Consider the following 22314-nt stretch of genomic DNA (forward strand, 5'->3'; position numbering starts at 1 on the left):
TGCGGCCTTCTTCGCCTCCGGAGGCGCTGTTTCCGCTTTATGGTCCGGTTTCTCCTTGGCCGCCGCTTTCTTTCTGGGCTTTTCCGCCCTCGGCTTGGCCAGCCGCTTGACCGCTTCTTTCTCTACTCCCTCGCTGATCGATGAGAGGGGGTTCTGGATGTCCTCGCCCATGGCGTGCAGAACCTCCAACAACTCCTTGCTGGAGATCCCCAGTTCCTTGGCCAGCTGGTGGACTCTCTTTCCCGCCATACTCACTCCCCGTTCGACCTCTCTGAGGCCATATTAAACATCAATCACGCCGTCTCTGAAAGGCTTTCGGCCTCACACTCCGTTCTGGTTAACAGGGCTAAACCTCTTCTTCCCCTGGTCCATCCTCGATGGGTGCGTCCCCGCCTCCAGCGGGCTCTTCGCCCTGCGGCTCCCGCCCGGCCCCGCCTTCGTCAACCTCCTCGAGGTCCTTCTCCAGGACCACGCCGACCCCGTCCTCCTCGACGTGTGCGGTGTATCCCTCGCGCTCGTCCCTGGCCTGGGACTCGCTCTTTATGTCTATCCTCCACCCCGTGAGCTTGGCCGCAAGGCGGGCGTTCTGCCCTTCCTTTCCGATGGCCAGAGACAGCTGGCTGTCGGGCACGATCACCTCAGAGAGCTCTTCATCCTCATATACCCGCACTTCTTTGACCTTGGCGGGGCTGAGCGCGTTGGAGACGAACTCGCGTGGGTCCTCCCTCCAGGGTACGATGTCCACTTTTTCGCCCTTCAGCTCGTTGACCACCATGCGTACCCGGGAACCCCTGGCGCCCACGCAGGCCCCCACGGGGTCTATGTTTCGGTCGTGGGAGAGAACGGCGATCTTGGAGCGGTGTCCGGGTTCCCTGGCCACCGCCTTAATCTCCACGTATCCCTCGGCTATCTCGGGGACCTCCAGCTCGAACAGGCGTTTGAGCAGGCCGGGGTGGGTGCGAGATACCAGTATCTGCGGCCCCTTGCTGGTCTTGCGGACCTCCACGATGTATACCTTTATCCGCATACCATGCCGGGGCCTCTCGCCGTACATCTGTTCGGAGACCGGCAACAGCGCCTCGACCTTCCCCAGGTCCACCAGGGTGTAGCGCGCGTCCGATTGCTGCACGATCCCGGTTACTATGTCCCCCGCCTTTTCCCGGTACTCCTCGAACATGAGGTCCCGCTCCGCCTCGCGGATGCGTTGCAGGATGACCTGCTTTGCGGTCTGTGCCGCTATCCTTCCGAAGTTGCTCGGGGTGACCTCTTCCTCGGCCACCTCTCCGGTTTCGCTTTCCACCTCGGCGAAGACGTGTATGGAGCCGGTCTCCCGGTTGACCTCGACCCTGGCCTCTTCTTCCGTCGCGTAGTTCTTCTTATAGGCGGAAAGCAGGGCCGCCTCCAGGGCCAGTATGATGGTCTCCGCGTCTATGCCCTTCTCGCGCTCTATCTGTCTGAGCGCCTCGAGCCATTCAACGTTCACTCCCGTTCCCTCCGTCCCGATCCGCCGACTCTACCAGGGAGAATCGAAGTACAACCGCGTCTTCTTCAGGGCTTCGTAGGGGAAGACGATCTCCTCGCCTTCCGTGAACACGGTTATGCCCTCGTCGTCGGCCTTTTTCAGCCGGCCGCGTATCTTCTGCCTTCCCTCGAACGTCTGTCGCAGCACTATTTCGACCTCCCTGCCCAGGAAGCAGCGGTACTCGCGCGGCTTGCGCAGCACACGCTGCAGTCCGGGCGACTCCACCTCCAGGTTGTAGCTCTCGCTGAAGATGTCCTCTACGTCGAGGTGGCGGCTTATCTCCTCGCTCATCTCCGCGCAGGTATCAACGTCTATGCCACCTTCGCGGTCGAGGCATACGGTGACCACGAGTTTCTTCCCCCGCCTCTCGACATCTACCGATACCAGCCGTAGCCCCGCCTCCTCCATAAGGGGGTCTATGACCTCCTCCAACCTGGCCTCGATATCCTTCAAGGGTTGGCCGTACATGGTACCACCTCATCATCAAATAAAAAGTGGGCACTTGCCCACTCGGCTTCCCTGTCACGCTCTTTTCCATCAGAAGTATAGCATATCACCTTTTTTTCAGGCAACCGAAAGGCAGGCTCCAATAAGGCCTCTCAACAGGTAAAACCTTTGCTGGCATAAGGCGCCGGTTTCCTGCTATGGTGGCGCCCTGCACCTGTTTCTCCCCCGTTTCCAGGCGGCCAATAGGCTATGGCCTCCCGCCTGTGGCGCGCATATAATAGTTAGCGTTATCCAGAGACTAGGAAAGGAACGTGGAATTCCATGGACAGGTTCGAGATGGAGAAGATCCGCAACGTGGCCCTATTCGGTCACGGGGACTCGGGAAAGACCTCCCTGGCCGAGGCCATGCTGTTCAACGCCGGCGTGATCAAGCGCATGGGCCGGGTGGACGAGGGCAACACCGCCAGCGACTTCGATCCCGACGAGCAGAAGCGGGGGATCTCGGTGAGGGCTACTCCGCTGGTGATGGAGTGGAAGGGTTACAAGATAAACCTCCTTGATACCCCCGGTTTCGCCGACTTCATCGGGGAGGTCACCTCGGTTCTGCGGGTGATAGACGGCGCCGTCTTCGTGATCTCGGCCGTGGCCGGCGTGGAAGTGCAGACGGAACTCATCTGGAAGATGGCGGACAAATACGGCTATCCGCGCGTCGTCTTCGTAAACAAGATGGACCGTGAGAACGCCAGTTTCCAGCGCTGCCTGGACCAGTTGCAGCAACTCTACGGGTCCCGTGTGGTCCCCTTCCAGCTCCCCATCGGCGAAGAACACGACTTCAAGGGGGTCATCGACCTGGTGGCCAACAGGGCCTACACCTACGCGGAGGACGGTAAGGCCCAAGAGGTGGAGATCCCCGGCGATATGGCGGACCAGGTCCAGGAGGCCAGGGACAAGGTCATCGAGGGGGCGGCCGAGTCCAGCGACGAACTCATGGAGAAGTACCTCGAGGGCGAGGAATTGGACGAGAACGACGTCATAGCCGCTCTTCTCGGAGGCGTGTCGCAGGGGACCATCGTGCCGGTGCTGTGCGGAAGCGCCACCCACAACATCGCGGTGGAGCACCTCGCGGGCGCCATAGTCAACTCCCTGCCGTCGCCGGCGCGCCTCGCGGAGGTCAAGGGCACCAGGAAGGGCGGCGACGAGGAGGTCTCCTTCCCAGCCAGAGACGATTCTCCCCTCTCCGCTCTGGTCTTCAGCACCATCTCCGACCCCTACGTGGGTAAGCTCACCTATTTCCGCGTCTTCTCGGGCACGCTCACCGCGGACAGCACCATCTATAACCCCAACCGCGACAAGGAGGAGCGCGTGGGGCAGGTCTTTATCGTGCGCGGAAAGAACCAGATCGTAGTGCGCGAGATACCCGCGGGAGACATCGGCGGAGTCGCCAAGCTCACCGAGACCACCACCGGCGATACCCTCTGCGAGAAGGACCGCCCCATCGTGCTGCCCACCATCGACTTCCCTGATCCCATCATGTCCCTGGCGGTGGAGCCCAAGACCAAGGGCGACGAGGACAAGCTCTCGGTGGCGCTCTCGCGCCTCAGCGACGAGGACCCCACCTTCAACGTCCGCCGCGATACGGAGGTGAAACAGACCATCATCTCCGGCATGGGAGAGGCGCACCTGGACATCATGATGGAGCGCATGGCCCGCAAGTTCGGCGTCAACGTGAACACCGAACTCCCCCGGGTCCCCTACAAGGAGACCATACGCAAGAACGCCCGTGCTGAGGGGAAGCACAAGAAGCAGACCGGTGGGCACGGCCAGTTCGGCATCGCCTGGCTCGAGCTGCAACCGTTGGAGAAGGGCGCCGGGTTCGAGTTCGTGGACAAGATAGTAGGCGGCGTGATCCCCAAGCAGTTCATACCCTCCGTCGAGAAGGGAGTGCGCAAGGCCATGGAGGAGGGCTTCATCGCCGGCTACCCCATCGTCGATTTCAGAGCCACCGTCTACGACGGCAAGTTCCACCCCGTCGATTCCTCAGACATCTCCTTCCAGATCGCGGGGGCCCTTGCCCTGAGGGGAGCCATGGCGGATGCGGAGCCGTACCTCCTCGAGCCAATCATGGACGTGGAGATCATGGTGCCGGAGGCATATATGGGCGACGTAATAGGCGACCTCAACGCCAAACGGGGCCGCATTCTGGGCATGGAGGCGGAGGGCGGTCTGCAACTGGTGCGCGCCCAGGTGCCCATGGCCGAGATGCTGCGCTACTCCATCGACCTTCGCTCCATCACGGGGGGGCGCGGCACCTTCAGCATGACGTTCTCACATTATGAGGAAGTCCCCTCCCACATAGCGGCGAAGATCATCGAAGCCTCCAGGGAAGAGAAGAAAGACTGAACACCCCCGGCCTGCGTGAGCAGCGACGCGTAGAGCTGGGGCCATCATTTATACTGGCCCCAGTCGCCATCACATAATGATTGACTTTGGTTCCATGAAATACCCAGGGGCATAGCAACCCCGAACCATCAGGGCCGAAGTTCTCTCACGCTACTCGCCGGTGAGTATCTCCCCCAGCCCTTTGAGCAGCCGCTCGTAAGTCCCGGCCAGGCCTTCGGGCATCACTTTCGCCTCCCCCACCACGGGCATGAAGTTGGTATCGCCTTGCCAGCGGGGGACGATATGCATATGCAGGTGCTCGTCATAACCGGCCCCGGCGGCCTTACCCAGGTTGGCCCCGAGGTTGAACCCCTGGGGCTGCATCTGGCGCTTGATGACCGTGATCATCAGCGTGGTCAGCTCCATCAGCTCGCGCATCTCCTCGGGCTCCAGCAGCTCCAGGTCGCCGACATGGCGGTAGGGCGCGGCCATGACATGGCCGGTGTTATAGGGGTATAGGTTCATGATCGCGAATGCGGAGCTGCCGCGGTGCAGGATAAGCGCTCCCCGGTCGTCGCCCTCCTGCGGTTTGGTGCAGAAGATACAGCCCTCCTCGCGAATGCTCTCGATCTCACGCACGTAGTTTATCCTCCATGGCCTCCACAGCCTCTCCATCAGCTTCCCCAGTTGCTGTCACGGTCCTTCTCCACCACCATGCGCCGTGCCGCGTCCAGGAACCTCTCCAGCGGCACGCCCCTTTCCTCATGGCCGGCCCGGTCTCGTACGGAGACGGCGTTGGCCTCGATGTCCCGGTCGCCCACCACCAGCGTGAAGGGGACTTTCTGCATCTGGGCGCGGCGGATCTTCATGTTGACCGTCTGGCGGTCATCATCGATCTCCACCCTCAAGCCTCCACCGCCCAGTACGCCCGCGACCTGACGCGCGTAATCCAGGTGCCTGTCTGCGACGGGGACGATCACCGCCTGCAGCGGCGCCAGCCAGAGCGGGAACTCGCCGGCATAGTGCTCGATGAGCACGCCGAAGAAGCGTTCGATGCCCGCCAGCACCACGCGGTGTATCATCACAGGCCTGTGCGGCTGGTTGTCAGCCCCGGTGTAGGTGAGATCGAAACGCTGCGGCAGGTTGAAATCGGCCTGCACCGTCGGCCCCTGCCACGACCGGCCGATGGCGTCTTTCAGCTTGATGTCGATCTTGGGCCCGTAGAACACCCCTTCGCCCGGGTCCACGGTATAAGGGATGGCCAGGTCCTCGAGGGAACGCCCCAGGATGGCCGTGGCCTTCTCCCAGAGGTCGTCGCCGCCCACGGCCCTTTCGGGCCGGGTGCTCAGGAAGACCTCGAAGTCCTCGAAACCGAAGGAGCGCAGGGAGTAGAAGGCGAACTCCAGGCACTCGCCCACCTGCTCCTCCAACTGCTCCTCGGTGCAGATGATATGGGCGTCGTCCTGGGTGAACCCGCGCACCCGCATGAGGCCGTGCAGCACCCCTGAACGTTCGTAACGATAGACCGTACCCAGCTCGAAATATTTTATGGGCAGGTCGCGGTAGCTGCGCGGGCGTGTCTTGTAGATGAGCAGGTGCCCGGGGCAGTTCATGGGTTTCACCACGTATTCCGCGCCGTCTTTTTCGAAAAAATACATGTTCTCCCGGTAGTAGTCCAGGTGCCCCGAGACGTGCCAGAGCTGTCCCTTGAACAGGTGGGGCGTGACGACCATCTGGTAGCCGCGCCGCCGGTGCTCCTCCTTGAGGAAGTCCTCGATGATGCCCCTGAGGACCGCGCCCTTGGGATGATAGAAGACCACTCCCGGACCCGCCTCCTCGTGGAAGCTGAAGAGGTCGAGTTCCCTGCCAAGGCGGCGGTGGTCTCGCCTCTCAGCCTCTTCAAGGAACTCGAGGTACGAGGCGAGTTCGGATTCCATGTCAAAGGCGGTACCGTAGATGCGCTGCAGCATGGGGCGGTTTTCGTCTCCCCTCCAATATGCGCCCGCCAGCGAGAGGAGCTTGAAGAAGCGCACCCTCCCCGTGGACGGCAGGTGCGGCCCGCGGCACAGATCGACGAAATCGCCCTGGCGGTAGACGGTCACCCCTTCTTCCTCCATGTCCTCGAGGAGCTCTACTTTGTAATCCTGCCCCAAGTCGCGGAAGAGCTGGATGGCCTCGTCACGGCGGAGCTCCTCCCTGACCAGCGGCTGGTCTCTCTTCACGATTTCGGCCATGCGCTCCTCGATACGGGGCAGCTCCTCAGGGGTCAGGCTCTCCGCAAGATCGAGATCGTAGTAGAAGCCGTCGGCGATGGCGGGGCCGATAGCCAGCTTGGCGCCGGGATAGAGCTCCGTCACCGCCTGCGCCATGATATGCGACGCGGTATGGCGGTAGATGTCCGCGGCCTCCTCGTCGCCCCAGCGGACCACCTCCACGTCCCCTTCCTCCAGGGGCGCCGCGAGATCGACCAGGCGCCCGTTGAGACGGACCGCCACCGCGGCGTCAGCAGCTACGCGGTCGTGTTCGCGCAGCATGTCCAGGATGCTCTGCCCCTCCGGCGCGTCGATCTGCCGCGATCCACCCAGGATTATCTTCAAGCGTTCCTCCTATAGCCTCTCCAGGATGATCTCCAGCTCCACGTCCTCCAAATGCGTGATGGACCCCTCGCTTATGAGGTGAACCCTGAAGCGCAGGTCGTTCCCGGAAGCGCGGGCGTCCTGGCCGAGAAGGGCGATGATCTTCATGGCGTAGGTGACCGCATTGCGCCCACGGGCATGCACGCGTGGGTTCATGCCCCGCCCCAGCATGTCGGAGAGCCCGCGCATGACCTCGGCTCCGTCCGATTCCGGAGTGATGACGGTGGGCTCGACCTCGGCGCTCTTCATCTCCTGTACCTTTAGCGCTTCCGCCTCCTGCCCTATCCTCTCTACCTCCTCGGCGGAGACCATCAGCGCCTCCAGGTCCTCGAAGACGAATCCGCACCTGAGGCAGAACTGCGAGTCAAGTGGGCTCAGGTCGCCGCAACTGGGGCAGCGCAACCTCGCGCCCGCGTGCGCGTCGCGCATGTTCCTCGCGGCCTCATCTATCTCCGTTGACCTCAGCGCCTCCTGGAAGCGCGCGTAGCAAAGGGAGCAGAACTCGGCATCGTCAGGGTTGTCAGCCTGGCATTTTGGACACTTCATCGCCTACCTCCGCTGGTTGTGCCGCCTGCCGCCTCTCCGTGCGGTCCTGCGCGGTATAAGCTCGGTTAAAGCGCCGCGCGGCTCCACGGCGGACAGCCTGCCCCCGTTTCGCCGCGCTCCATTCCCGGGAGACGGTAGGTACCCCGGCCATATGTAGAAGGCCCAACGGACCTCTGGTCATGGTGGGCGCGGAGGGGATTGAACCCACGACCTCTTCCGCGTCAAGGAAGCGCTCTCCCACTGAGCTACGCGCCCGTACCGCTAATATTTTGTGCGATTTACGGTCATTTCGCAACCGGCCTTCTGTTGTCAACACCGCTAAAAGCGCGTGATGTTCATGCCGATTGAGACATATATGGAGAGAGAGAAGGCCCAGGACATATACGACAGGATGTCCCGCAACCGCCTGCGCCTGGCGGCGGCCATCGTGCTCGTCGCCGTCATCATCATGGCATTTTCCGGCCTGGCCATCTACCTGTTGCTCGAGGCGCTCTCCATCGGACTGGATTTCTGGCTGCCCTGGACCCTGTTCTGGCTGCTATGTCTGCTCTACGTGCTGCTGCGTTATGTCGCGGGCGGAAGGTGGCTGCTCAAAGGCGTGGCGATACTGCCCGAGTGGAAGGTGGACAGGCGCCTCAAGGACGCCCTCATGGCCGCGTCCCTGGCCTCAGACATGCTGGACAGCATACGGCTCTACGAGATCCCCGACGACGATATCAACGCTTTCACCCTGGCGTTGCCCGATGGCACCTTCGCGCTCTTCGTCACCCGGGGGGTATCGCGCAAGATGTCGCTGGACGGGCGCGTGGCCGTTATCGCCCACGAGATCGCGCACATGCGGTCTGGCGATACCACCATCTACACCATCATGATCCGCCTGGCTGGACGCAGGTCGCTCAAGAAGATGGTAGGGGGTATGCCCGGCGAGTTCTATGATCCGCTGAAATGGCTTCATAAGCTGGTTGTTACAGCTACATGCTTCGCTGTCGCCGCGTCCATGGTCGTCAACATCTCGAGGGGGGACGAGTTCACTCTCTCCTCGAGCGCCTTTTTCTGGACCATAATCGCCGTTCTCCTCGTTGTCGCGATGGTTGCCCTGCCGCCCGTCATCAGCTCCCTGCTCAAGGTGTTTCTTGACCGCAACCGGGAATACAACGCGGACATGCAGGCCGTATATATCACGCGCGATCCCGGCGCGGTCTACGGCGCCATCAGGATGGCGGCGGAGGACGTCATGGACGTCATCCTGCTCCCAGCCTGCTTCGATGCCCTGCTCTTCTGCCCGGTGGTGAACTACTCCTACTACAAGCCGTTCCGCACCCAGCCCACCATGGCGCAGCGCATGGAACGCCTGCGTGAAGCCTTCCCCGGAGTCACCAAGTGACCATCAAACGAACGGCCCCCCCGCCGGGGGGCCGTTTACGGACTTGGAGGCGGCGACCGGATTTGAACCGGTGATCAAGGTTTTGCAGACCTTTGCCTTACCACTTGGCCACGCCGCCGCATCTATACATCCGCCGCCTTCGCGGCAAAAAGGTAGGCGACCTCTCGCCTACCTGTATTGCTGGAGCGGAAGACGGGATTCGAACCCGCGACCCTCACCTTGGCAAGGTGATGCTCTACCAACTGAGCCACTTCCGCCTGCTTCACACCTCACGATTCTAGCATCGCCCGCCCGGTTGCTCAAGGCCGGCCGGTCTACCTCCTGGCCTCTTTCTGCAGGACCTTGCTGACGATGATCAACCTGCTCGCCCGGTCCTTCAGGGCGCGCTTGAATTCGATGACGCTCTTCTCGAAGTCCGGTTCGGGTTTGTAGGCGTAGATGGTCTCCGCGCCGTCTCCCGCCCTGAACTCGTGCGAGAGGATCCCCTTCGCCGCCAGCCTCTCCAGGAAGGGCTCGATGTCCGAACCGAGCCTGCCGATGCTCATGGCTATGCTGGCGGGAGAACCGACCGTGTAGGGGTTCTCATGGAAAAACATGATCAGATCCCAGGTGATGAACGAATCTACGAACTCCTCGACGAAGTTGCCTACTTGCTGGTCCAGGTTTTCGAAATCTAGCATCGCAGGATCACACCTCGTTAACTCCCGTTTATTTGAAGAACTCCTCCGCCTTCTTCAGGCGGCGCGTAATGTACGGGTTTCCGCTGAGGATACCCTCTCTTCCCTCGAAAACCGCTTTGATCTCTATCCCCGCGGGAGTGATCAGCATGCGCCTGATGCTCTTGTCGTGATCCGAGGCGCGGTGCTTGAGCACGAAGAGCGCGCGCTCGATACTCGAGCTGATCTCCACGTAGCGCAGCTGGATGATGGTGTCCACGATATACGAGAGACCGGCCTCCGCCACTGACATATTGCCGGTGATGAAAGCGTCCTCCTGGGTAACCAGGGCGGTGATGTCATAGCGCAGCAACCCGTTGAGGAACGTGTACATTATCTCTCGCAGCTGTACGGGCTCCTGGGTTATACGCTCCAGCTGGGTCATGGAGTCCACGAAAACCCGCTTGGCGGAGATCTCCTCAATGGTGCGGTCGAAGATCCCTCCCGGCTGCTGGATCTCCCTAAGGAACACGGCGGGGGTGGTGAAAATGGTACGCAGTTTGTCTTCGCGCTCATATGCCCTCAGGTCGAACCCTATGGAGATGGCATCGCGGTATAGCTGTCGCGGGAACTCCTCGAAGGTGATGATCAACCCCGGCTCGTCGTATTCGAGGATGCCCCTGGAGATATACTCCATGCCCACACAGCTCTTGCCGGTGCCTGGGGCCCCCTTGATGACCGCGACGGAGTTGAAAAGCAGCCCTCCACCCAGCATGTCGTCAAGTCCAGAGATCCCCGTCGGCACGCGGTGAGAGTTGCTCTTGCCTGCCTCGGATCCTCCCGCGCCCATCTGTACTCCCCTGACTCTCACAACAGGATGTCATTATTCTACAACATTCACGCCCACCCGACCTAGGCGAAATGGCCAACCTCGCGTCCCATAAAGGTGTCGGGGCGGCTGCGCGCCGCCCCGACCGGTTGAAGGACGAGATGCGATGAGGCTTTTTAATGCAGGAAACATCGATGGCAGAAGGAGTCGTCGATATCCTTCCCCATCTTTCCGCAATAAGCTTTGAACCCCCTGAGCTCCATGGTCTCCCCGTCCCTGATCTCGCGCAGCACGTGGAGTTTGTCGCACCAGAAGAAATCGTCAAGACCCAGCTTCGGCCGTTCCTTCATCCATCATCACCCCGTTTCTATTGTTAAACATTTATATAATATTTTAACAATATTAACTCTAGTATAACCTGTCAACAGGGCTTGTCAAGACTTTTTCTCGACTTTTTTCGCGCTGCCCGTTGTACTTGATAAGCCTGCTTGTGCCCGGTTTTCGGTTACGCATATAATCGATCTCGGTCCAGGACAAAGGAGGGACGATGGCCAAGGACCTCGACAGGATCTTTAATCCCGCTTCCATCGCCATGGTCGGCGCTTCAAACACGCCGGCGAAATGGGGTTCCTTTCTGCTTATAAACCTCATGGCCGGCGGCTATCCGCGTGAGCGGATCTACCCCGTAAACCCCAGGGAGACGACGATACACGGCCTGCAGGCCTATCCCTCTCTCGCATCGCTTCCCACCGTCCCCGACCTCGCCTTCATCACCACCCCTGCCACCACCGTGGCCGGCATCCTCGAGGAATGTGCCCGGGTTGGGACGGACCATATCATCGTCATCTCATCAAACTTCTCCGAGGTCGGCGAGGACGGGGCGCGTCTTGAGCGGGAGGTCAAGGAGACTGCCATAAGGCACGGCCTCACCGTCGTGGGGCCCAATACCATGGGCATCGTGAGTACGCGGCGCAGGATCTTCGCGGTCGGCGCCCCGGTGCAGCTGCACCCCGGAGGCATCTCCTTCGTATCCCAGAGCGGCAACGTGGGGGCCAACATGCTGGGGTGGACCATGAACCAGGGCATCGGTTTCGGCAAGTTCGTCGGCAGCGGCAACGAGGCCCTTCTTCACGCCGAGGACTATATAGATTATTTCGGAGAGGACGATGAGACCAGCCTCATCCTCGCCTATCTCGAGGGCGTGGACAACGGCAGGGATTTCATCGAGATCGTCTCCCGCATCAGCCTCGCAAAACCGGTGATCGTGCTCAAGTCGGGGCGCACCGAGGAGGGCGGCAGGGCCGCCATGTCTCACACCGGCTCCCTGGCCGGCTCTGACCATATCTACGATGCCGCCTTCCGCCAGAGCGGGGCCATCCGAGCCGATACCTCCCAGGACATGCTGGACCTGGCGAAGGCCTTCGAGCGCCTGCCCCTGCCGCGTGGCGACCGCGTGGGCGTGATCACCCTTGGGGGAGGTTGGGGGGTCCTGGCCACCGACGCCACGGCCGCGGCCGGGCTGAAAATGGGTAGACTCGACGCCGAGGTGACCAGGGTGTGCGACGAGATGTTGCCGCCGTTCTGGAGCCATGCCAACCCGGTGGACCTGGTGGGGACCATCTACATGGACACCCACGTGGCTATCCTGGAGGCCATGGCGAAGTCGCCGGAGATGGACGCCATCATCGTCCTGGGCTCCCTGGGGACCGGCACCATCATCGGCCTCAACGTACTGGTCTCCCAGAAGCTGATCATGGATATGAGCGAGGACGCCCTCAAGGGTTTCTTCACCGAGCTCAAGGGGCGCAATATCAGGTTGCTCGCAAGGGCCAAGGAGCTGATGGCCACTTACAACAAACCAATCGTCTTCGTCGAGATGCAGTTCATCGGGGAGGAGAGCCTGCGCGACCTGGAGGCGGGAGAGACCGTCATCTTCACCGCCCCCGAGAAGGCCGCCGCGATCATAGCGAAGATGCTGCAGTACCGCCGCTACCTGGAGAGGAAAGGCGCCATCTGATACCCCCCCATCGCGGGATCGCCGGGACGCAGAACGGCGCCTCCGGTGGAGGCGCCGTTAGACCCGCAAGCGTGACCGTCTCGCCTAGCTCTCCACGAAACGGGGCTTCATCTTCTTCGGGTTCCAAACCGTGTAAATGCCCTCGTCCGGGCAGTTCGGGAGGGGTTCGTTCTCGTCCTTATGCTCGTACTCGTACGCGCATTTGTCGCAATAGTACTTTCCGGCCGGAGCTTTCTCTCCCGTTGTCAGAACCTCATCCGCCATCTGGTTCACCTCCGTGTTTCGATATGACGGGAGGCGTTATCATCCGCCTCGTCAGCAGGCCAGTCTTCATTTTGTTCCGTGGGGCATTATTAGTCAACCCCGAAAGGACCCACGTGAACGCAGGTCGTAGCGCGGTCAGGAACCGCCGATGATGCGGTTCACGGTATCGAGGAGTTCGCCGATGGTAAAGGGCTTCACCAGACAGGCCTCGACCTTCATCTTGCCCTCCCGCTCTATCTCCTCCACCGCCCTCTTCATGGCGGATATGATTATGACCGGTATGTCGCCCATGTCCTCGCGGTCCTTTATCTCCTTGTATACCTCTATGCCATCGACGTGGGGCATCATCAGGTCCAGGAGGATGAGTTCGGGCTTCACCGACTCCAGGCGGGGTATGATCTCGCGGCTCTCGGTGAAACCGGCCACACGATAGCCATGCTTCTGAAGGATGATCGACACGAGGTCGATCATGTCCGGATCGTCCTCGATGTAGGCTATCGTCTTCATTTTTGCATGCTCCTTTTGCCAGCAGCGGCCTCACTATTTATATCGTTTTACTAGCACTTTTGCTTGAGGATGCCCGCCATAAATTACAACATATGGTAATGAGCCGGTCGCCGCTCCGCATCCTCACAGGCCCCGCATGTACTCGGGCCTCAAGAGCTCAGGCCGCTCTATGGCACTGTCTATCATCTGAATGAGCGCGTTCTTGTCCCTGGAGAGCACGCCCTTCAGGGGCAGATAGTTGGAGGCGTGGTTGGTCCTGAACACGCACTCGGACAGCTCGCTCGCCTCCAGGAACAGCCTGAGCTCCCGCAGCAGATCCGCCTGGCCGGGCAGGATGAACTTTCCCGCCTCCTGCTCCCGGTGGAGGGGTGTGCCCGGGACCACCATCAGGGTCAGGGCGCTGAGATAGTCGGGGTCCATGGCCGATACCGCCTGCGCGCTCCTCAGGGCATGGTCTCGGGAGCCCTCCTCTCCTCCCAGTCCGAGGAGGACGATGACCGAAGCCTGCAAGCCGCAAGCCCTGGCCTTGACCACTGCCCTTATCATGTCCTCGCTCCTGTCCCGCTTGCGCACCCGCTCCAGAACGCGGTCGTCGCCACTTTCCAGGCCTACGTACACGATGCCCAGCCCTAGCGCCACCAGTTCGCGCAGCTCCTCCTCGGTCTTGTCGTTGATATCCCTGCCGTTGCCGTATATACCCACCCTCTGCAGGCGGGGAAAGGCCCTGTTGAGTCCCTGCAGTATCTTCACGAGGTCCGCGAAGGGCAGGCAGAGTGCGTTGCCGTCCGCGAGAAAGACGCGGTGCGTATCCGGGACGATCTCCGCGGCCTCGGCGATGTCCGCGAGCACCTCATCTACATCCCGCGGCTCGAACCGCGTCCCGGTATAGGTGGGGCAAAAAGTGCAGGCGTTATGAGAGCAGCCATATGCTGCCTGCAGGATTAGACTGCCGGCCTCGCTGGGGGGCCGGATGACCGTTCCCCTGTATCGCATCCCTCTCCTTCAACCGGAAGTGCCCGAAGGCGACCCCGCCAAATAGTATAGCATGCGCGTAAGGTGGTGGGCGCCGCAAGCGATTACCGGGGCTCCTCCGCCCCGCCACCCCTCCGGGCAGATCCGCCCCGCTCCAGCACCTCGCCAATACTGCGTGGACGGCCGCGAAAGTCAGCCCAGGCCTGGTCCTTGAAGAGCATCTGCTCGAAGCGGTCGTACAGTTCGGCGCTTACCTCGGGGCCTATACGGGCGGTGAAGAAGTTGGCGGAATCGAGGTTGACGTTCGGCTCGTCGGTCTCGTAGTACATAAACCCCGCCTTTTCCAGATACTCGAGGAGCATGCGCCGGTAGGCGTCCTTGCCGAGTCCGCTGGCGTCCAGGTCCCAGTGCCACGCATAACCCGTGCAGATGACGATCTTGTCGTCGAAGAAGTGGTCGCGCAAACCCGTATCCATCATCCTGTTGGCTATGCCCATCCCGCGCCATCCCTTGCTCACCTCGATGGCCATGGCCTCGATGATCCCCGGGACGGCCTGCTTGCCCCACCTCTCGGCGGGACTCGGCGGCGCGATGGCAACGAACCCCACTATCCTGTCGTCCTCAGCGTGGGCGATGATTATGTTGCTCTCCTCCCCGCGCGCGATCCGCTCCAGCGCCTTCTTCTCTCGCGCCGCGGGGTAATTGGGTGCGGCGAAGGCTCCCATCCCTTCGTCCAGGCGCATAGACGCGATCATCGCTGGATCCGCCTTGGCCACGATCCAGATCCGGCCCTTGGGTGTGTCTATGTGGTCCGGCTGTAAAGCCTCGGCGTTCAAACCCGCTCTCCAGTGCTCTATCCGCCATGTCCGCTTGGGTGGAGGATACAATAAGGTTAATCTATAATATACCCGTCCGCTTATCATGGGACCTGCGAGATGGAAACGGAGTATCATGCGCAGCATCATGGCTCGCGGGGCCGGAGATGCGCTAAAGGCCCTGGCCGGGGCAGACCCCCACCATAATATCCACGCCATTAACCAGCTCGACCCTGACCTGAAAGCGCGGATCTATTCCCTGCTCGTACCCGATAAGGTCTTCGATATCTGCAAGATAGACCGCGCGAGCTGGATCAACCCCCTGGGCGAGAGGACCTTCAAGGTGGTGGCGCCGCGCCAGGCGGGCTTCGCCATCATAGAAGTGAGGAAACGCCCCACCGACCACGACTGCGTCTTCTTCCTGGAGATCGCCGATACGCCTTTCTTCAAGGTCGAGATAACCTTCCTGATCATAAACGACCCCCATTCACCCCGCTTCAACACCGACATCGACGACGCGGGACGCAGGACGAAATTCGGTACGGCCCGCCGCAACATACCCGAAGAGGTGCGTGCCATGCGGGCGGGCATGGCGCCGGGACAGGTACGCAGCGGCCTGCATCTGCTCAGGGACTTCATGCCCCTCGTCCTGGGCTTTCTGTCCGATATGGGACAGGATATGCTCGTCGCCGAACCCCTTGCCTACCATGACGCCATCATCTTCGAGAAGCACGGCTTCAATTACGTGCGCGGCAAGAAGAAGATGGAGCGGATAAACCGAGGCTTCCAGCCCGGCGGCGAGCTCTTCGCCCGCCTGGACGGCAGCACCCCCTTCCGGCAACCCGGCGCCGAGAAGACGGTACGCGGCAGGAGCTGGGCCATCCATGACGGTATCCTGGGGGAGTCATGGAGGGATATCGAGATGTACAGGCCCCTGGAGAGCCCCCCGAGCATCTCCACTTTCCCCGGATGGGTCTACTGATTGCCGGTACCTACCGGCAATACAGCAGCTATAATAACAGGATGACGGCGGCTCCGGGCGCTTCGTCGCCGTGGGATTGCCCGAATCGCGGCAGGAGACCGCGCGGGTATAAGTGGGACAGGACGGAGGTGAAGAGATGATAGTCGTCATGTCACAGGACGCCAGTCGCGAACAGATCGACGCGGTGATGAAAAAGATCGAGGAGTTCGGCCTGCAGACCCATCCCATCTACGGGGTGCAGAAGACGGTCATAGGCGTCATCGGCGACGATAAGACCAAGGTCGTGGAGACCATGGCGGGCTATCCGGGTGTCGAGCAGATCATCCCCATCCTCAAGCCCTACAAGTTCGCCTCCCGCGAGACCCACCCGCAGGATTCGGTTATCGAGGTCGGAGGCCTCAACATCGGCGGCGAAAGGGTCGTGGTCATGGCCGGCCCCTGCGCGGTGGAGAGCCGCGAGCAGATCCTCAATTCAGCGCGCCTGGTCAAGATGGCCGGCGGTTCCGTCCTGAGGGGAGGAGCATATAAACCCCGGACATCGCCTTACAGCTTCCAGGGCCTTGGCGACGAGGGCCTGCGGCTGCTGGCCGAAGCCCGTGATGAGACGGGGCTTCCGGTGGTCACCGAGCTGACCGATCCGCGCAAGATCGATATCTTCTGCGAGTATACCGACATCATCCAGGTCGGGGCGCGCAATATGCAGAACTTCGTGCTGCTCACCGAGATCGGACGCAGCGGACATCCCGTGCTCTTGAAGCGCGGCCCCAGCTCGAAGATCGAGGACCTCCTCCTGGCCGCGGAATACATCGTCAAGGAAGGCAACCGCAAGATCATCCTGTGCGAGCGCGGGATCAGCACCTTTGAAACCTATACCCGTAATACCCTGGACTTGTCGGCGGTGGCGGCCCTCAAGAGGCTCTCGCACCTTCCGGTCTTCGTCGACCCCAGCCATTCCGTGGGCATCGCGAACCTCGTCCCCGCCATGTCCCTGGCAGCGGTGGCGGCGGGGGCGGACGGCCTGATCGTCGAGATCCACCCCAACCCCAATGCAGCGTTGTGCGACGGCCCCCAATCCCTCGATTTCGAGACCTTCAGCAGCCTCATGACCAGGCTGCGCAAGGTAGCACGGGCCATAGGCAGGGAGGCGTGAGGGCGGCTCCCGCAGCACCCGGCGATCCATCCGGGATCTTCAGCGCGACTTCTCAGGCCGTATAGAAGGTCAGCCCCCCGGTCTTGAGGATGGCCCGCACGAAATCCCCCTGCAGCTCCTCCTTGACCGGGTGCCGGATCATGAACATGTTGACCTCGACGCGGGAGTCCCTCTCGTCGGTACGCAGTGGATTGGGTATGGTCATATACTCGTGCAGCCTGGAGAGGTCCTCGCTGAGCTCGTCGACCAGGTTATGGTCCTGGTCCCGGTACACCCCGACCAGCGACATCTGGGTTGCGTATTCGAAGAAAACCACCCTGGATATCCCGATGACCTTCTTCTTATAGATGAAGCAGTACACGTCCATTGGGGAGATGACCTCCGCGGCCTGCATCCCGAGGGCGTCAACGGTGCGGAAGCCGGTCACGCCCTTCTCGAAGGCACTGAGGAGCTGGGAGGCCTCCCTGCCCTCGCCGGCTAGGCAGGTCAGCCCCTTGAAGACGACCCCCCCGGCGATGATCACCCGGGACTGGGCGGGCCTGGAAGCCAGGACCCCCTCCCGCAGGAGTTCCGCCTCGCACTCCTCCTCGACGCCCTTCTGGAACCCATCCATATCCACGCCGAAGCTGTAGAAGTTTATCCTCTGCCATCCCTCTATATCGTGGTGGGCCACTATGCCCAGCCCTGGCGCATTGCCGTAGTAATAGAAGAAGGCCTTCTGTCTTATCAAGTTCGAACTCTCCCTTCCGGCGCTGTTCCGTGAGCACCTCAAACAGGTGGCGCTGGACACGCTCCCCGCTCTACTCCAGTTAACCCAATCTATGTTTCTGTGGTCTCACCCCGCATACCTTGATATTATCATTAAATAGTTGGGCACCGCTCGGACACAGAGGACTCCATGTACAGCGCCGATCCCGGTGAATGCGGCGCCCCGGCCAGGGGCCTGAGTTGACTATTCAGGAGGTGAGAACGCTGATACGCTTCTATATCGGCTGGCCGATATTCCGGGTCGTCGCCATGGTCTATCGTTTCCGTAAAAGCGGCTACGAGAACGTCCCCCGTAAAGAGCCCCTGATCGTGGTGGCCAACCACAACAGCCGCAAAGACCCGGTGGCCATCAACCTCGCACTGAGGCGGCCCGTGCGCTACATGGCCAAGAAAGAGGTGTTTGATCCCCGCAACAGCTTGTTCGAGTTCCTCATGGTGAGATTTTTCTTCGCCTATCCCGTCGACCGTGAGCGCCCCGGACCGGACGCCATCCGGAGGACCATATCCTTTCTGGACAGGGGCGACTGCGTGGGCATCTTCCCGGAGGGGACCCGGCATGACGACGAGGCCCTGCACCCGTTCACCCACGGTGCCGCTTATTTCGCCTGGAAGACCGGGGTTAGGATACTGCCCGTAGGGATGACCGAGCGCAAAGGGGAGTATTACCACGTCAACATCGGCAAACCCTTCGAGGTCCCGCAACTCAGGGGCAGACCGCACAAGGTGCTGCCTCAGATAACCGCGCTCATCAGGGAGCGTGTCCTGGAACTCCTCCCCGACGACTGGGAGGACCTCGACGAAGAACCCGCCGGCGAAGCAATACCATAGAGACCGGTCAGCCCGAGAACGACCAGGTCGGCCACGAAAGGCTCTTGCGTGGTAGTGGTGAAAATGCATTCAACCAGCCTCTTGTCCCCAGATAAACAAGCCACGCGCGCCCTCTCGCGGGTCGCAAGCGGAAGGAGGCGAGACGACATCGGGATGAAAATCTCCCCGGCCCGGGGAAATACCGGGTCGGTCTCCGTGAGGCTTTGCGAGCGGGACCGTTACCCGGAAGCCCCGGGCCGGAAGAAAACCTTTCCAAACGGCCTCTTATTCCTCCAACCCGCAATAGGGCGCGTCACACCCCTGCAGCCACAGGTCCACGATCATGGAGAAGAGCACGGGCACGTCCAGGTTGGCCTCCCGGTCCACCGCGACGTCCAGCACGGTAATACGGTCAGAGGCGGCGGCCTCTTCAAGTGCTGGCCGTATCTCTTCCGGGCTCTCCACCCTGATGCCCCTCGCCCCCATGGAGTCGGCGAGCAGGTCGAGGCGGGAATCGCCGAACTCCACCCCGCAGTACCTGCCATCGAAGGCGGCATGCTGCGCCCCCTTGATCATGCCCCAGGCGCTGTCGTTGGAGACGATGTCGATGATGGGCAGCTTCAGGCGCACCGCGGTCTCGATGTCCTGGCAGTTGATCATGAACGATCCGTCGCCGTGCAGGACATATACCGGCCTGTCGGGGTTCGCCAATTTGGCCCCCATGGCATAGGGCAGTCCCACGCCCAGCTGGCCGGTGCCCTCGGCGAAGAGATAGGAACGCGGCTCGTAGACCCTGCCCGCGATGTTCACCCACAGGGCGGTATTACCGCCGTCCATGACCATGATGCCGTCCCGTCCCAGCAGGTCAACGGCGTCAGTGATCAAGCGTAACGGGTGTATGGGTTTGGCATCGGACCTCGCCAGCTCCTCGTACGCGTTCAGCGCCTGCTCCTCCATCTCGCGGTAATCCGATATGAACCCGCGCTCCGAGACCGGACCCGATTTCTGCTTCGCCATCTCGACCATCTGGCGCAGGACCATCTTGGCATCGCCGATGATGCCCAGGTCGAACTGGCGGTTGAGGCCGATCACCCTGGGATCGATATCCACGTAGATGAACTTCTGCGCCGACGGCTCTCCCCACATGTTCGGCTTGCCCCAGAAGTCCAGCTCGGACATGGTGCAGCCCACGTTGAGCACTACATCTGAGCTGGACTCCGCCATGATCGCCCCCATGCCTTTGGGGAGGAAGAGCAGCGGGTGGTCCTCTGGCAGCGTTCCCCTCCCTGACACGCTGGTCGTGACGGGTATCTGCAGGTGCTCGGCCAGCTCTCGCACCTCGTCCCACGCCTTGGATCGCATAACGCCGCCGCCTGCATGGATGAGGGGCCTCTCCGCCGCCAGCAACATCTCCACCGCCGCCTCTACCGCCTCGGGATCACCGTACGGCCTGGTGGAGGTGCGATATCTCGCGGGCGAGATGAAAGCCTCGTCTTCTACCTCGCCATTGGCGAACAGCACGTCCACGTTGATGTCGAGGTGGACCGGACCGGGGCGGCCACTGGTCGCCTCCCGGAAGGCCCACTGCACCATCTCCGGAATGCGGTCGAAGCGGTTCACCAGGGCGTTCCACTTGGTGATGGGACGGAAGAGTGCGACCTGGTCGAGCTGTTGTTGTGAACCCTTGAATGGATAGGAACGGTTTGAGTGGATCTGGGGGGTTATCACCACCATGGGGATGCTGTCGTTGTAGGCGGCATAGACCCCCGTGACCAGGTTGACGGCACCCGGGCCCACCGTGCCGGTACACACTCCAACCATGTCCGAGGTGCGGGACACCGCGTCCGCCATGTGAGCGGCGACGGCCTCGTGGTGGGTCATCACGAATTCCATGCCTCCACGGGCGCCTACGCGCGCGATGGCATCGGTGAAGGTACACAACTGCCCGCCCGGGATGCCGAATACCCATCTGACCCCTTCCTTCAGAAGGGCCCTCACCACCGCTTCGCCCCCGTTGATCAGCGCCATGATCCCCTCCTTCCCGATGGGACGCCGTCACGCACCATGTAGAGGTGAATCGAGTGTTCGTGTATTTGACGTCCCGCCGCCCAGAACAGCAATATGATTATATCGCAAGCCGCGGGGGGTTATCACCGGGCTGGATGCAGCGGGACGCCCGCATCAGTCATTCAGGCGCGCGCCACATAGACAAGTCGCCGTGTCCGCTCCACCGCTCCGCCCAGGCCCGCCGCATCGAAGGCTTCCGCAAAGGTGAACCCCATTCGCCGGAGCGCGTCCAGCATCCAGGGCACCTCGAATGCCCTTTCGCGGTGCTCCTCTACCACGTCCAGGCCGCCTACTCCACGCGCCGTGAACACGATGGTCAGGGTATGGATCATCTCCTTCTCATCCCAGGAGCTCAGCCAGCGCATGTGCTGGCCTTCGACGTCGAATTCCCACGTCTCCGGGTCGCTACCCTCCCTCAGCTGCCACGGGGTGTTCATGTCGAAGACGGCATAGCCGCCAGGGCGCAGAGCTGCGCGGAAGGATGCCAGGGCGCTCTCCACGTCCGCCTCGGCCAGGAGATGGTTCATGGCGTCGGTGGCGCAGTTGACGAGGCTCGCCCTTACGGGCACCTGCAGGTAACGCATGTCCTGCAGCATGTACCTGATGCGGCCGTTCGCCCGCCATGCCGCCGCCTGCGCGAGCATCTGCGGAGAGAGGTCGCTCGCGTAAACCATCGCCCCCCTCTCCGCGAGATACGATGCCGCGATTCCAGTGCCGCAAGCGGCATCCGCGACCACGGAGAGGTCGAACCCGAACCTCTCCTCGAGCAGCTCGAAGTTCTCTCTCCAGTGGTCGAAGGCGAAGCAGCCGACCATGCGGTCGTAGATGTCAGCCGATGCCGAGTAAGGGGGCATTACCTTTCGCCGACGCTGGCTCTCACCGACCGGCATCGCCGCCTCCATCCCCTGCTCTTGCGGACCCCCCGCACGAAAGCCGCCGCGGAATAGTGCCTCGGCTCATCCGGGGGGCAGCCCCGTACCCAGTGATCTGCCCAGCCCGCGTGCCCGCTCGACCGCCCCCGCGACCGAGAGGATATCTCCGGCCTCGTCCACACCCGAGAAGGTCAGCGACTCCCAGTTCTTCACGCCGATGATGAAGAAGAAGTAGGCCATGGTAGGCCTGGTGCACTCAAAGGTCTCCGGTCTGTCCCTGCCGCAGCAGGAGAGGAAGAAACCCCTGCGTTCAATGGCGAAATCATCCTCCACGGGATCTCTCTCCAGCACGTAGCGGATGGACCACTGGCGCTGGCAGCGGTCGATTAACGCCTTTGCCTGGGCGCATATGTTCATAGAGAATATGGGCGCAGCCATGGCCACAGCACCCGCCTGGAAGAGATGGGGATAGATGGTCTGCATATCGTCTTCCTGAACACATTCACCTTCTTTGAAGCAGGCGTTGCAGGCACGGCAGGGCCGGATGTCCATCTGCGCCGCCTGGAAGCTCACGGCCCTGATCCCGCTCTCTGCCGCCCCTTCGACCAGCCTATCCAGGAGCAGCGCGGTGTTACCCTGGGGTCGCGGGCTGGTGTACAGCGCCAGCAGGTAGCGGTTTTCCTCCTTCACGGCC

General features: G+C 61.7%; 23 protein-coding genes and 3 tRNA genes. 6 read left to right on the forward strand and 20 right to left on the reverse strand.

The features are described from left to right. The 3 genes from AB1384_02225 to rimP form a co-directional block, all read right to left on the reverse strand. Nucleotides 1–249: translation initiation factor IF-2 N-terminal domain-containing protein (locus tag AB1384_02225; protein ID MEW6553088.1), on the reverse strand; the 249-nt coding region annotated here is incomplete at its 3' end. 97 nt (nt 250–346) lie between these two features. Then, entirely contained in the window at nt 347–1483 is a 1137-nt protein-coding gene (gene nusA, locus AB1384_02230; protein ID MEW6553089.1) for a transcription termination factor NusA, read from the reverse strand. Between the two features lie 30 nt (nt 1484–1513). Further along, complete coding sequence (rimP, locus tag AB1384_02235; GenBank protein ID MEW6553090.1) at nt 1514–1990, reverse strand: ribosome maturation factor RimP; 477 nt, start codon at nt 1988–1990, stop codon at nt 1514–1516. Between the two features lie 300 nt (nt 1991–2290). Between rimP and fusA the strand changes: the two genes are divergently transcribed. Next, nucleotides 2291–4369: an elongation factor G gene (gene fusA, locus AB1384_02240; GenBank protein MEW6553091.1), complete on the forward strand. Its 2079-nt coding sequence runs from the start codon at nt 2291–2293 to the stop codon at nt 4367–4369. Nucleotides 4370–4519: 150 nt separating this feature from the next. Here the strand turns inward: fusA and AB1384_02245 are convergent, their stop codons facing one another. From AB1384_02245 to AB1384_02260, 4 genes are all read right to left on the reverse strand, one after another. Then, on the reverse strand, nt 4520–5023 hold the full coding sequence (locus tag AB1384_02245; GenBank protein ID MEW6553092.1) for an HIT domain-containing protein: 504 nt from the start codon (nt 5021–5023) through the stop codon (nt 4520–4522). Beyond that, complete coding sequence (thrS, locus tag AB1384_02250) at nt 5023–6945, reverse strand: threonine--tRNA ligase (protein ID MEW6553093.1); 1923 nt, start codon at nt 6943–6945, stop codon at nt 5023–5025. Before thrS ends, AB1384_02245 begins: the two co-directional genes overlap by 1 nt. 9 nt (nt 6946–6954) lie before the next feature. Further along, nucleotides 6955–7530, reverse strand: a complete 576-nt coding sequence (locus AB1384_02255; protein ID MEW6553094.1) for a zinc ribbon domain-containing protein — start codon at nt 7528–7530, stop codon at nt 6955–6957. A 180-nt stretch (nt 7531–7710) separates the two neighbouring features. Beyond that, a tRNA-Val gene (locus AB1384_02260) sits at nt 7711–7785 on the reverse strand. Nucleotides 7786–7885: 100 nt separating this feature from the next. Here AB1384_02260 and AB1384_02265 point away from each other — a divergent pair. Further along, nucleotides 7886–8914, forward strand: coding sequence for a M48 family metalloprotease (locus AB1384_02265; protein MEW6553095.1), 1029 nt, complete (start codon nt 7886–7888; stop codon nt 8912–8914). A gap of 44 nt (nt 8915–8958) precedes the next feature. On the opposite strand, the gene AB1384_02270 is transcribed toward AB1384_02265, so the two are convergent. The 5 genes from AB1384_02270 to AB1384_02290 all read right to left on the reverse strand — a co-directional run bounded on the left by AB1384_02270 (nt 8959) and on the right by AB1384_02290 (nt 10749). After that, a tRNA-Cys gene (locus tag AB1384_02270) sits at nt 8959–9032 on the reverse strand. A gap of 63 nt (nt 9033–9095) precedes the next feature. Continuing rightward, nucleotides 9096–9171 (reverse strand) — tRNA-Gly (locus tag AB1384_02275). Between the two features lie 57 nt (nt 9172–9228). Continuing rightward, a complete protein-coding gene (locus AB1384_02280) occupies nt 9229–9594 on the reverse strand; it encodes a hypothetical protein (protein MEW6553096.1) in 366 nt (121 codons plus the stop codon). A 28-nt stretch (nt 9595–9622) separates the two neighbouring features. Continuing rightward, entirely contained in the window at nt 9623–10420 is a 798-nt protein-coding gene (locus tag AB1384_02285) for an ATPase domain-containing protein (GenBank protein MEW6553097.1), read from the reverse strand. Nucleotides 10421–10575: 155 nt separating this feature from the next. Next, nucleotides 10576–10749, reverse strand: coding sequence for a hypothetical protein (locus tag AB1384_02290; protein MEW6553098.1), 174 nt, complete (start codon nt 10747–10749; stop codon nt 10576–10578). Nucleotides 10750–10946: 197 nt separating this feature from the next. On the opposite strand from AB1384_02290, the gene AB1384_02295 reads away from it, so the two are divergent. Continuing rightward, nucleotides 10947–12416 carry a CoA-binding protein gene (locus AB1384_02295; protein MEW6553099.1) on the forward strand — a complete coding sequence of 490 codons (1470 nt, stop codon included), beginning with the start codon at nt 10947–10949 and terminating at the stop codon, nt 12414–12416. An 84-nt stretch (nt 12417–12500) separates the two neighbouring features. On the opposite strand, the gene AB1384_02300 is transcribed toward AB1384_02295, so the two are convergent. The 4 genes from AB1384_02300 to AB1384_02315 all read right to left on the reverse strand — a co-directional run bounded on the left by AB1384_02300 (nt 12501) and on the right by AB1384_02315 (nt 14914). After that, complete coding sequence (locus AB1384_02300; protein MEW6553100.1) at nt 12501–12680, reverse strand: hypothetical protein; 180 nt, start codon at nt 12678–12680, stop codon at nt 12501–12503. Nucleotides 12681–12815: 135 nt separating this feature from the next. Further along, on the reverse strand, nt 12816–13187 hold the full coding sequence (locus AB1384_02305; GenBank protein MEW6553101.1) for a response regulator: 372 nt from the start codon (nt 13185–13187) through the stop codon (nt 12816–12818). 123 nt (nt 13188–13310) lie between these two features. Beyond that, the gene (locus AB1384_02310; protein ID MEW6553102.1) at nt 13311–14180 is read right to left on the reverse strand and encodes a radical SAM protein; all 870 of its coding nucleotides are present in this window, start codon (nt 14178–14180) and stop codon (nt 13311–13313) included. An 83-nt stretch (nt 14181–14263) separates the two neighbouring features. Next, entirely contained in the window at nt 14264–14914 is a 651-nt protein-coding gene (locus AB1384_02315) for a GNAT family N-acetyltransferase (protein ID MEW6553103.1), read from the reverse strand. Between the two features lie 196 nt (nt 14915–15110). Between AB1384_02315 and AB1384_02320 the strand changes: the two genes are divergently transcribed. Both AB1384_02320 and aroF read left to right on the forward strand, forming a co-directional pair. Continuing rightward, entirely contained in the window at nt 15111–15956 is an 846-nt protein-coding gene (locus AB1384_02320) for a hypothetical protein (protein ID MEW6553104.1), read from the forward strand. 136 nt (nt 15957–16092) lie between these two features. Continuing rightward, the gene (gene aroF / locus AB1384_02325) at nt 16093–17106 is read left to right on the forward strand and encodes a 3-deoxy-7-phosphoheptulonate synthase (GenBank protein MEW6553105.1); all 1014 of its coding nucleotides are present in this window, start codon (nt 16093–16095) and stop codon (nt 17104–17106) included. A 52-nt stretch (nt 17107–17158) separates the two neighbouring features. On the opposite strand, the gene AB1384_02330 is transcribed toward aroF, so the two are convergent. Beyond that, nucleotides 17159–17836, reverse strand: a complete 678-nt coding sequence (locus AB1384_02330; protein MEW6553106.1) for a hypothetical protein — start codon at nt 17834–17836, stop codon at nt 17159–17161. A 218-nt stretch (nt 17837–18054) separates the two neighbouring features. Between AB1384_02330 and AB1384_02335 the strand changes: the two genes are divergently transcribed. Further along, complete coding sequence (locus AB1384_02335) at nt 18055–18702, forward strand: lysophospholipid acyltransferase family protein (GenBank protein ID MEW6553107.1); 648 nt, start codon at nt 18055–18057, stop codon at nt 18700–18702. 264 nt (nt 18703–18966) lie between these two features. On the opposite strand, the gene AB1384_02340 is transcribed toward AB1384_02335, so the two are convergent. The 3 genes from AB1384_02340 to AB1384_02350 all read right to left on the reverse strand — a co-directional run bounded on the left by AB1384_02340 (nt 18967) and on the right by AB1384_02350 (nt 22310). Next, nucleotides 18967–20709, reverse strand: a complete 1743-nt coding sequence (locus AB1384_02340) for a thiamine pyrophosphate-binding protein (protein ID MEW6553108.1) — start codon at nt 20707–20709, stop codon at nt 18967–18969. A 161-nt stretch (nt 20710–20870) separates the two neighbouring features. Further along, nucleotides 20871–21638 carry a class I SAM-dependent methyltransferase gene (locus AB1384_02345; protein ID MEW6553109.1) on the reverse strand — a complete coding sequence of 256 codons (768 nt, stop codon included), beginning with the start codon at nt 21636–21638 and terminating at the stop codon, nt 20871–20873. A 66-nt stretch (nt 21639–21704) separates the two neighbouring features. Then, entirely contained in the window at nt 21705–22310 is a 606-nt protein-coding gene (locus tag AB1384_02350) for a flavodoxin family protein (GenBank protein MEW6553110.1), read from the reverse strand. Between the last annotated feature and the right edge of the window lie 4 nt (nt 22311–22314).

Source organism: Actinomycetota bacterium (genome assembly GCA_040757835.1).
Lineage (GTDB): Bacteria > Actinomycetota > Geothermincolia > Geothermincolales > RBG-13-55-18 > SURF-21.

Coding starts and splice junctions, on each gene's coding strand:
- AB1384_02295 (MEW6553099.1), top strand. CDS start 10,947: ATGGCCAAGGACCTCGACAGGATCTTTAATCCCGCTTCCATCGCCATG.
- AB1384_02305 (MEW6553101.1), bottom strand. CDS start 13,187: ATGAAGACGATAGCCTACATCGAGGACGATCCGGACATGATCGACCTC.
- AB1384_02340 (MEW6553108.1), bottom strand. CDS start 20,709: ATGGCGCTGATCAACGGGGGCGAAGCGGTGGTGAGGGCCCTTCTGAAG.
- AB1384_02300 (MEW6553100.1), bottom strand. CDS start 12,680: ATGGCGGATGAGGTTCTGACAACGGGAGAGAAAGCTCCGGCCGGAAAG.
- AB1384_02315 (MEW6553103.1), bottom strand. CDS start 14,914: ATGATCGCGTCTATGCGCCTGGACGAAGGGATGGGAGCCTTCGCCGCA.
- AB1384_02290 (MEW6553098.1), bottom strand. CDS start 10,749: ATGAAGGAACGGCCGAAGCTGGGTCTTGACGATTTCTTCTGGTGCGAC.
- rimP (MEW6553090.1), bottom strand. CDS start 1,990: ATGTACGGCCAACCCTTGAAGGATATCGAGGCCAGGTTGGAGGAGGTC.
- AB1384_02310 (MEW6553102.1), bottom strand. CDS start 14,180: ATGCGATACAGGGGAACGGTCATCCGGCCCCCCAGCGAGGCCGGCAGT.
- fusA (MEW6553091.1), top strand. CDS start 2,291: ATGGACAGGTTCGAGATGGAGAAGATCCGCAACGTGGCCCTATTCGGT.
- AB1384_02280 (MEW6553096.1), bottom strand. CDS start 9,594: ATGCTAGATTTCGAAAACCTGGACCAGCAAGTAGGCAACTTCGTCGAG.
- AB1384_02265 (MEW6553095.1), top strand. CDS start 7,886: ATGGAGAGAGAGAAGGCCCAGGACATATACGACAGGATGTCCCGCAAC.
- AB1384_02320 (MEW6553104.1), top strand. CDS start 15,111: ATGCGCAGCATCATGGCTCGCGGGGCCGGAGATGCGCTAAAGGCCCTG.
- AB1384_02285 (MEW6553097.1), bottom strand. CDS start 10,420: ATGGGCGCGGGAGGATCCGAGGCAGGCAAGAGCAACTCTCACCGCGTG.
- AB1384_02245 (MEW6553092.1), bottom strand. CDS start 5,023: ATGGAGAGGCTGTGGAGGCCATGGAGGATAAACTACGTGCGTGAGATC.
- AB1384_02255 (MEW6553094.1), bottom strand. CDS start 7,530: ATGAAGTGTCCAAAATGCCAGGCTGACAACCCTGACGATGCCGAGTTC.
- AB1384_02345 (MEW6553109.1), bottom strand. CDS start 21,638: ATGCCGGTCGGTGAGAGCCAGCGTCGGCGAAAGGTAATGCCCCCTTAC.
- aroF (MEW6553105.1), top strand. CDS start 16,093: ATGATAGTCGTCATGTCACAGGACGCCAGTCGCGAACAGATCGACGCG.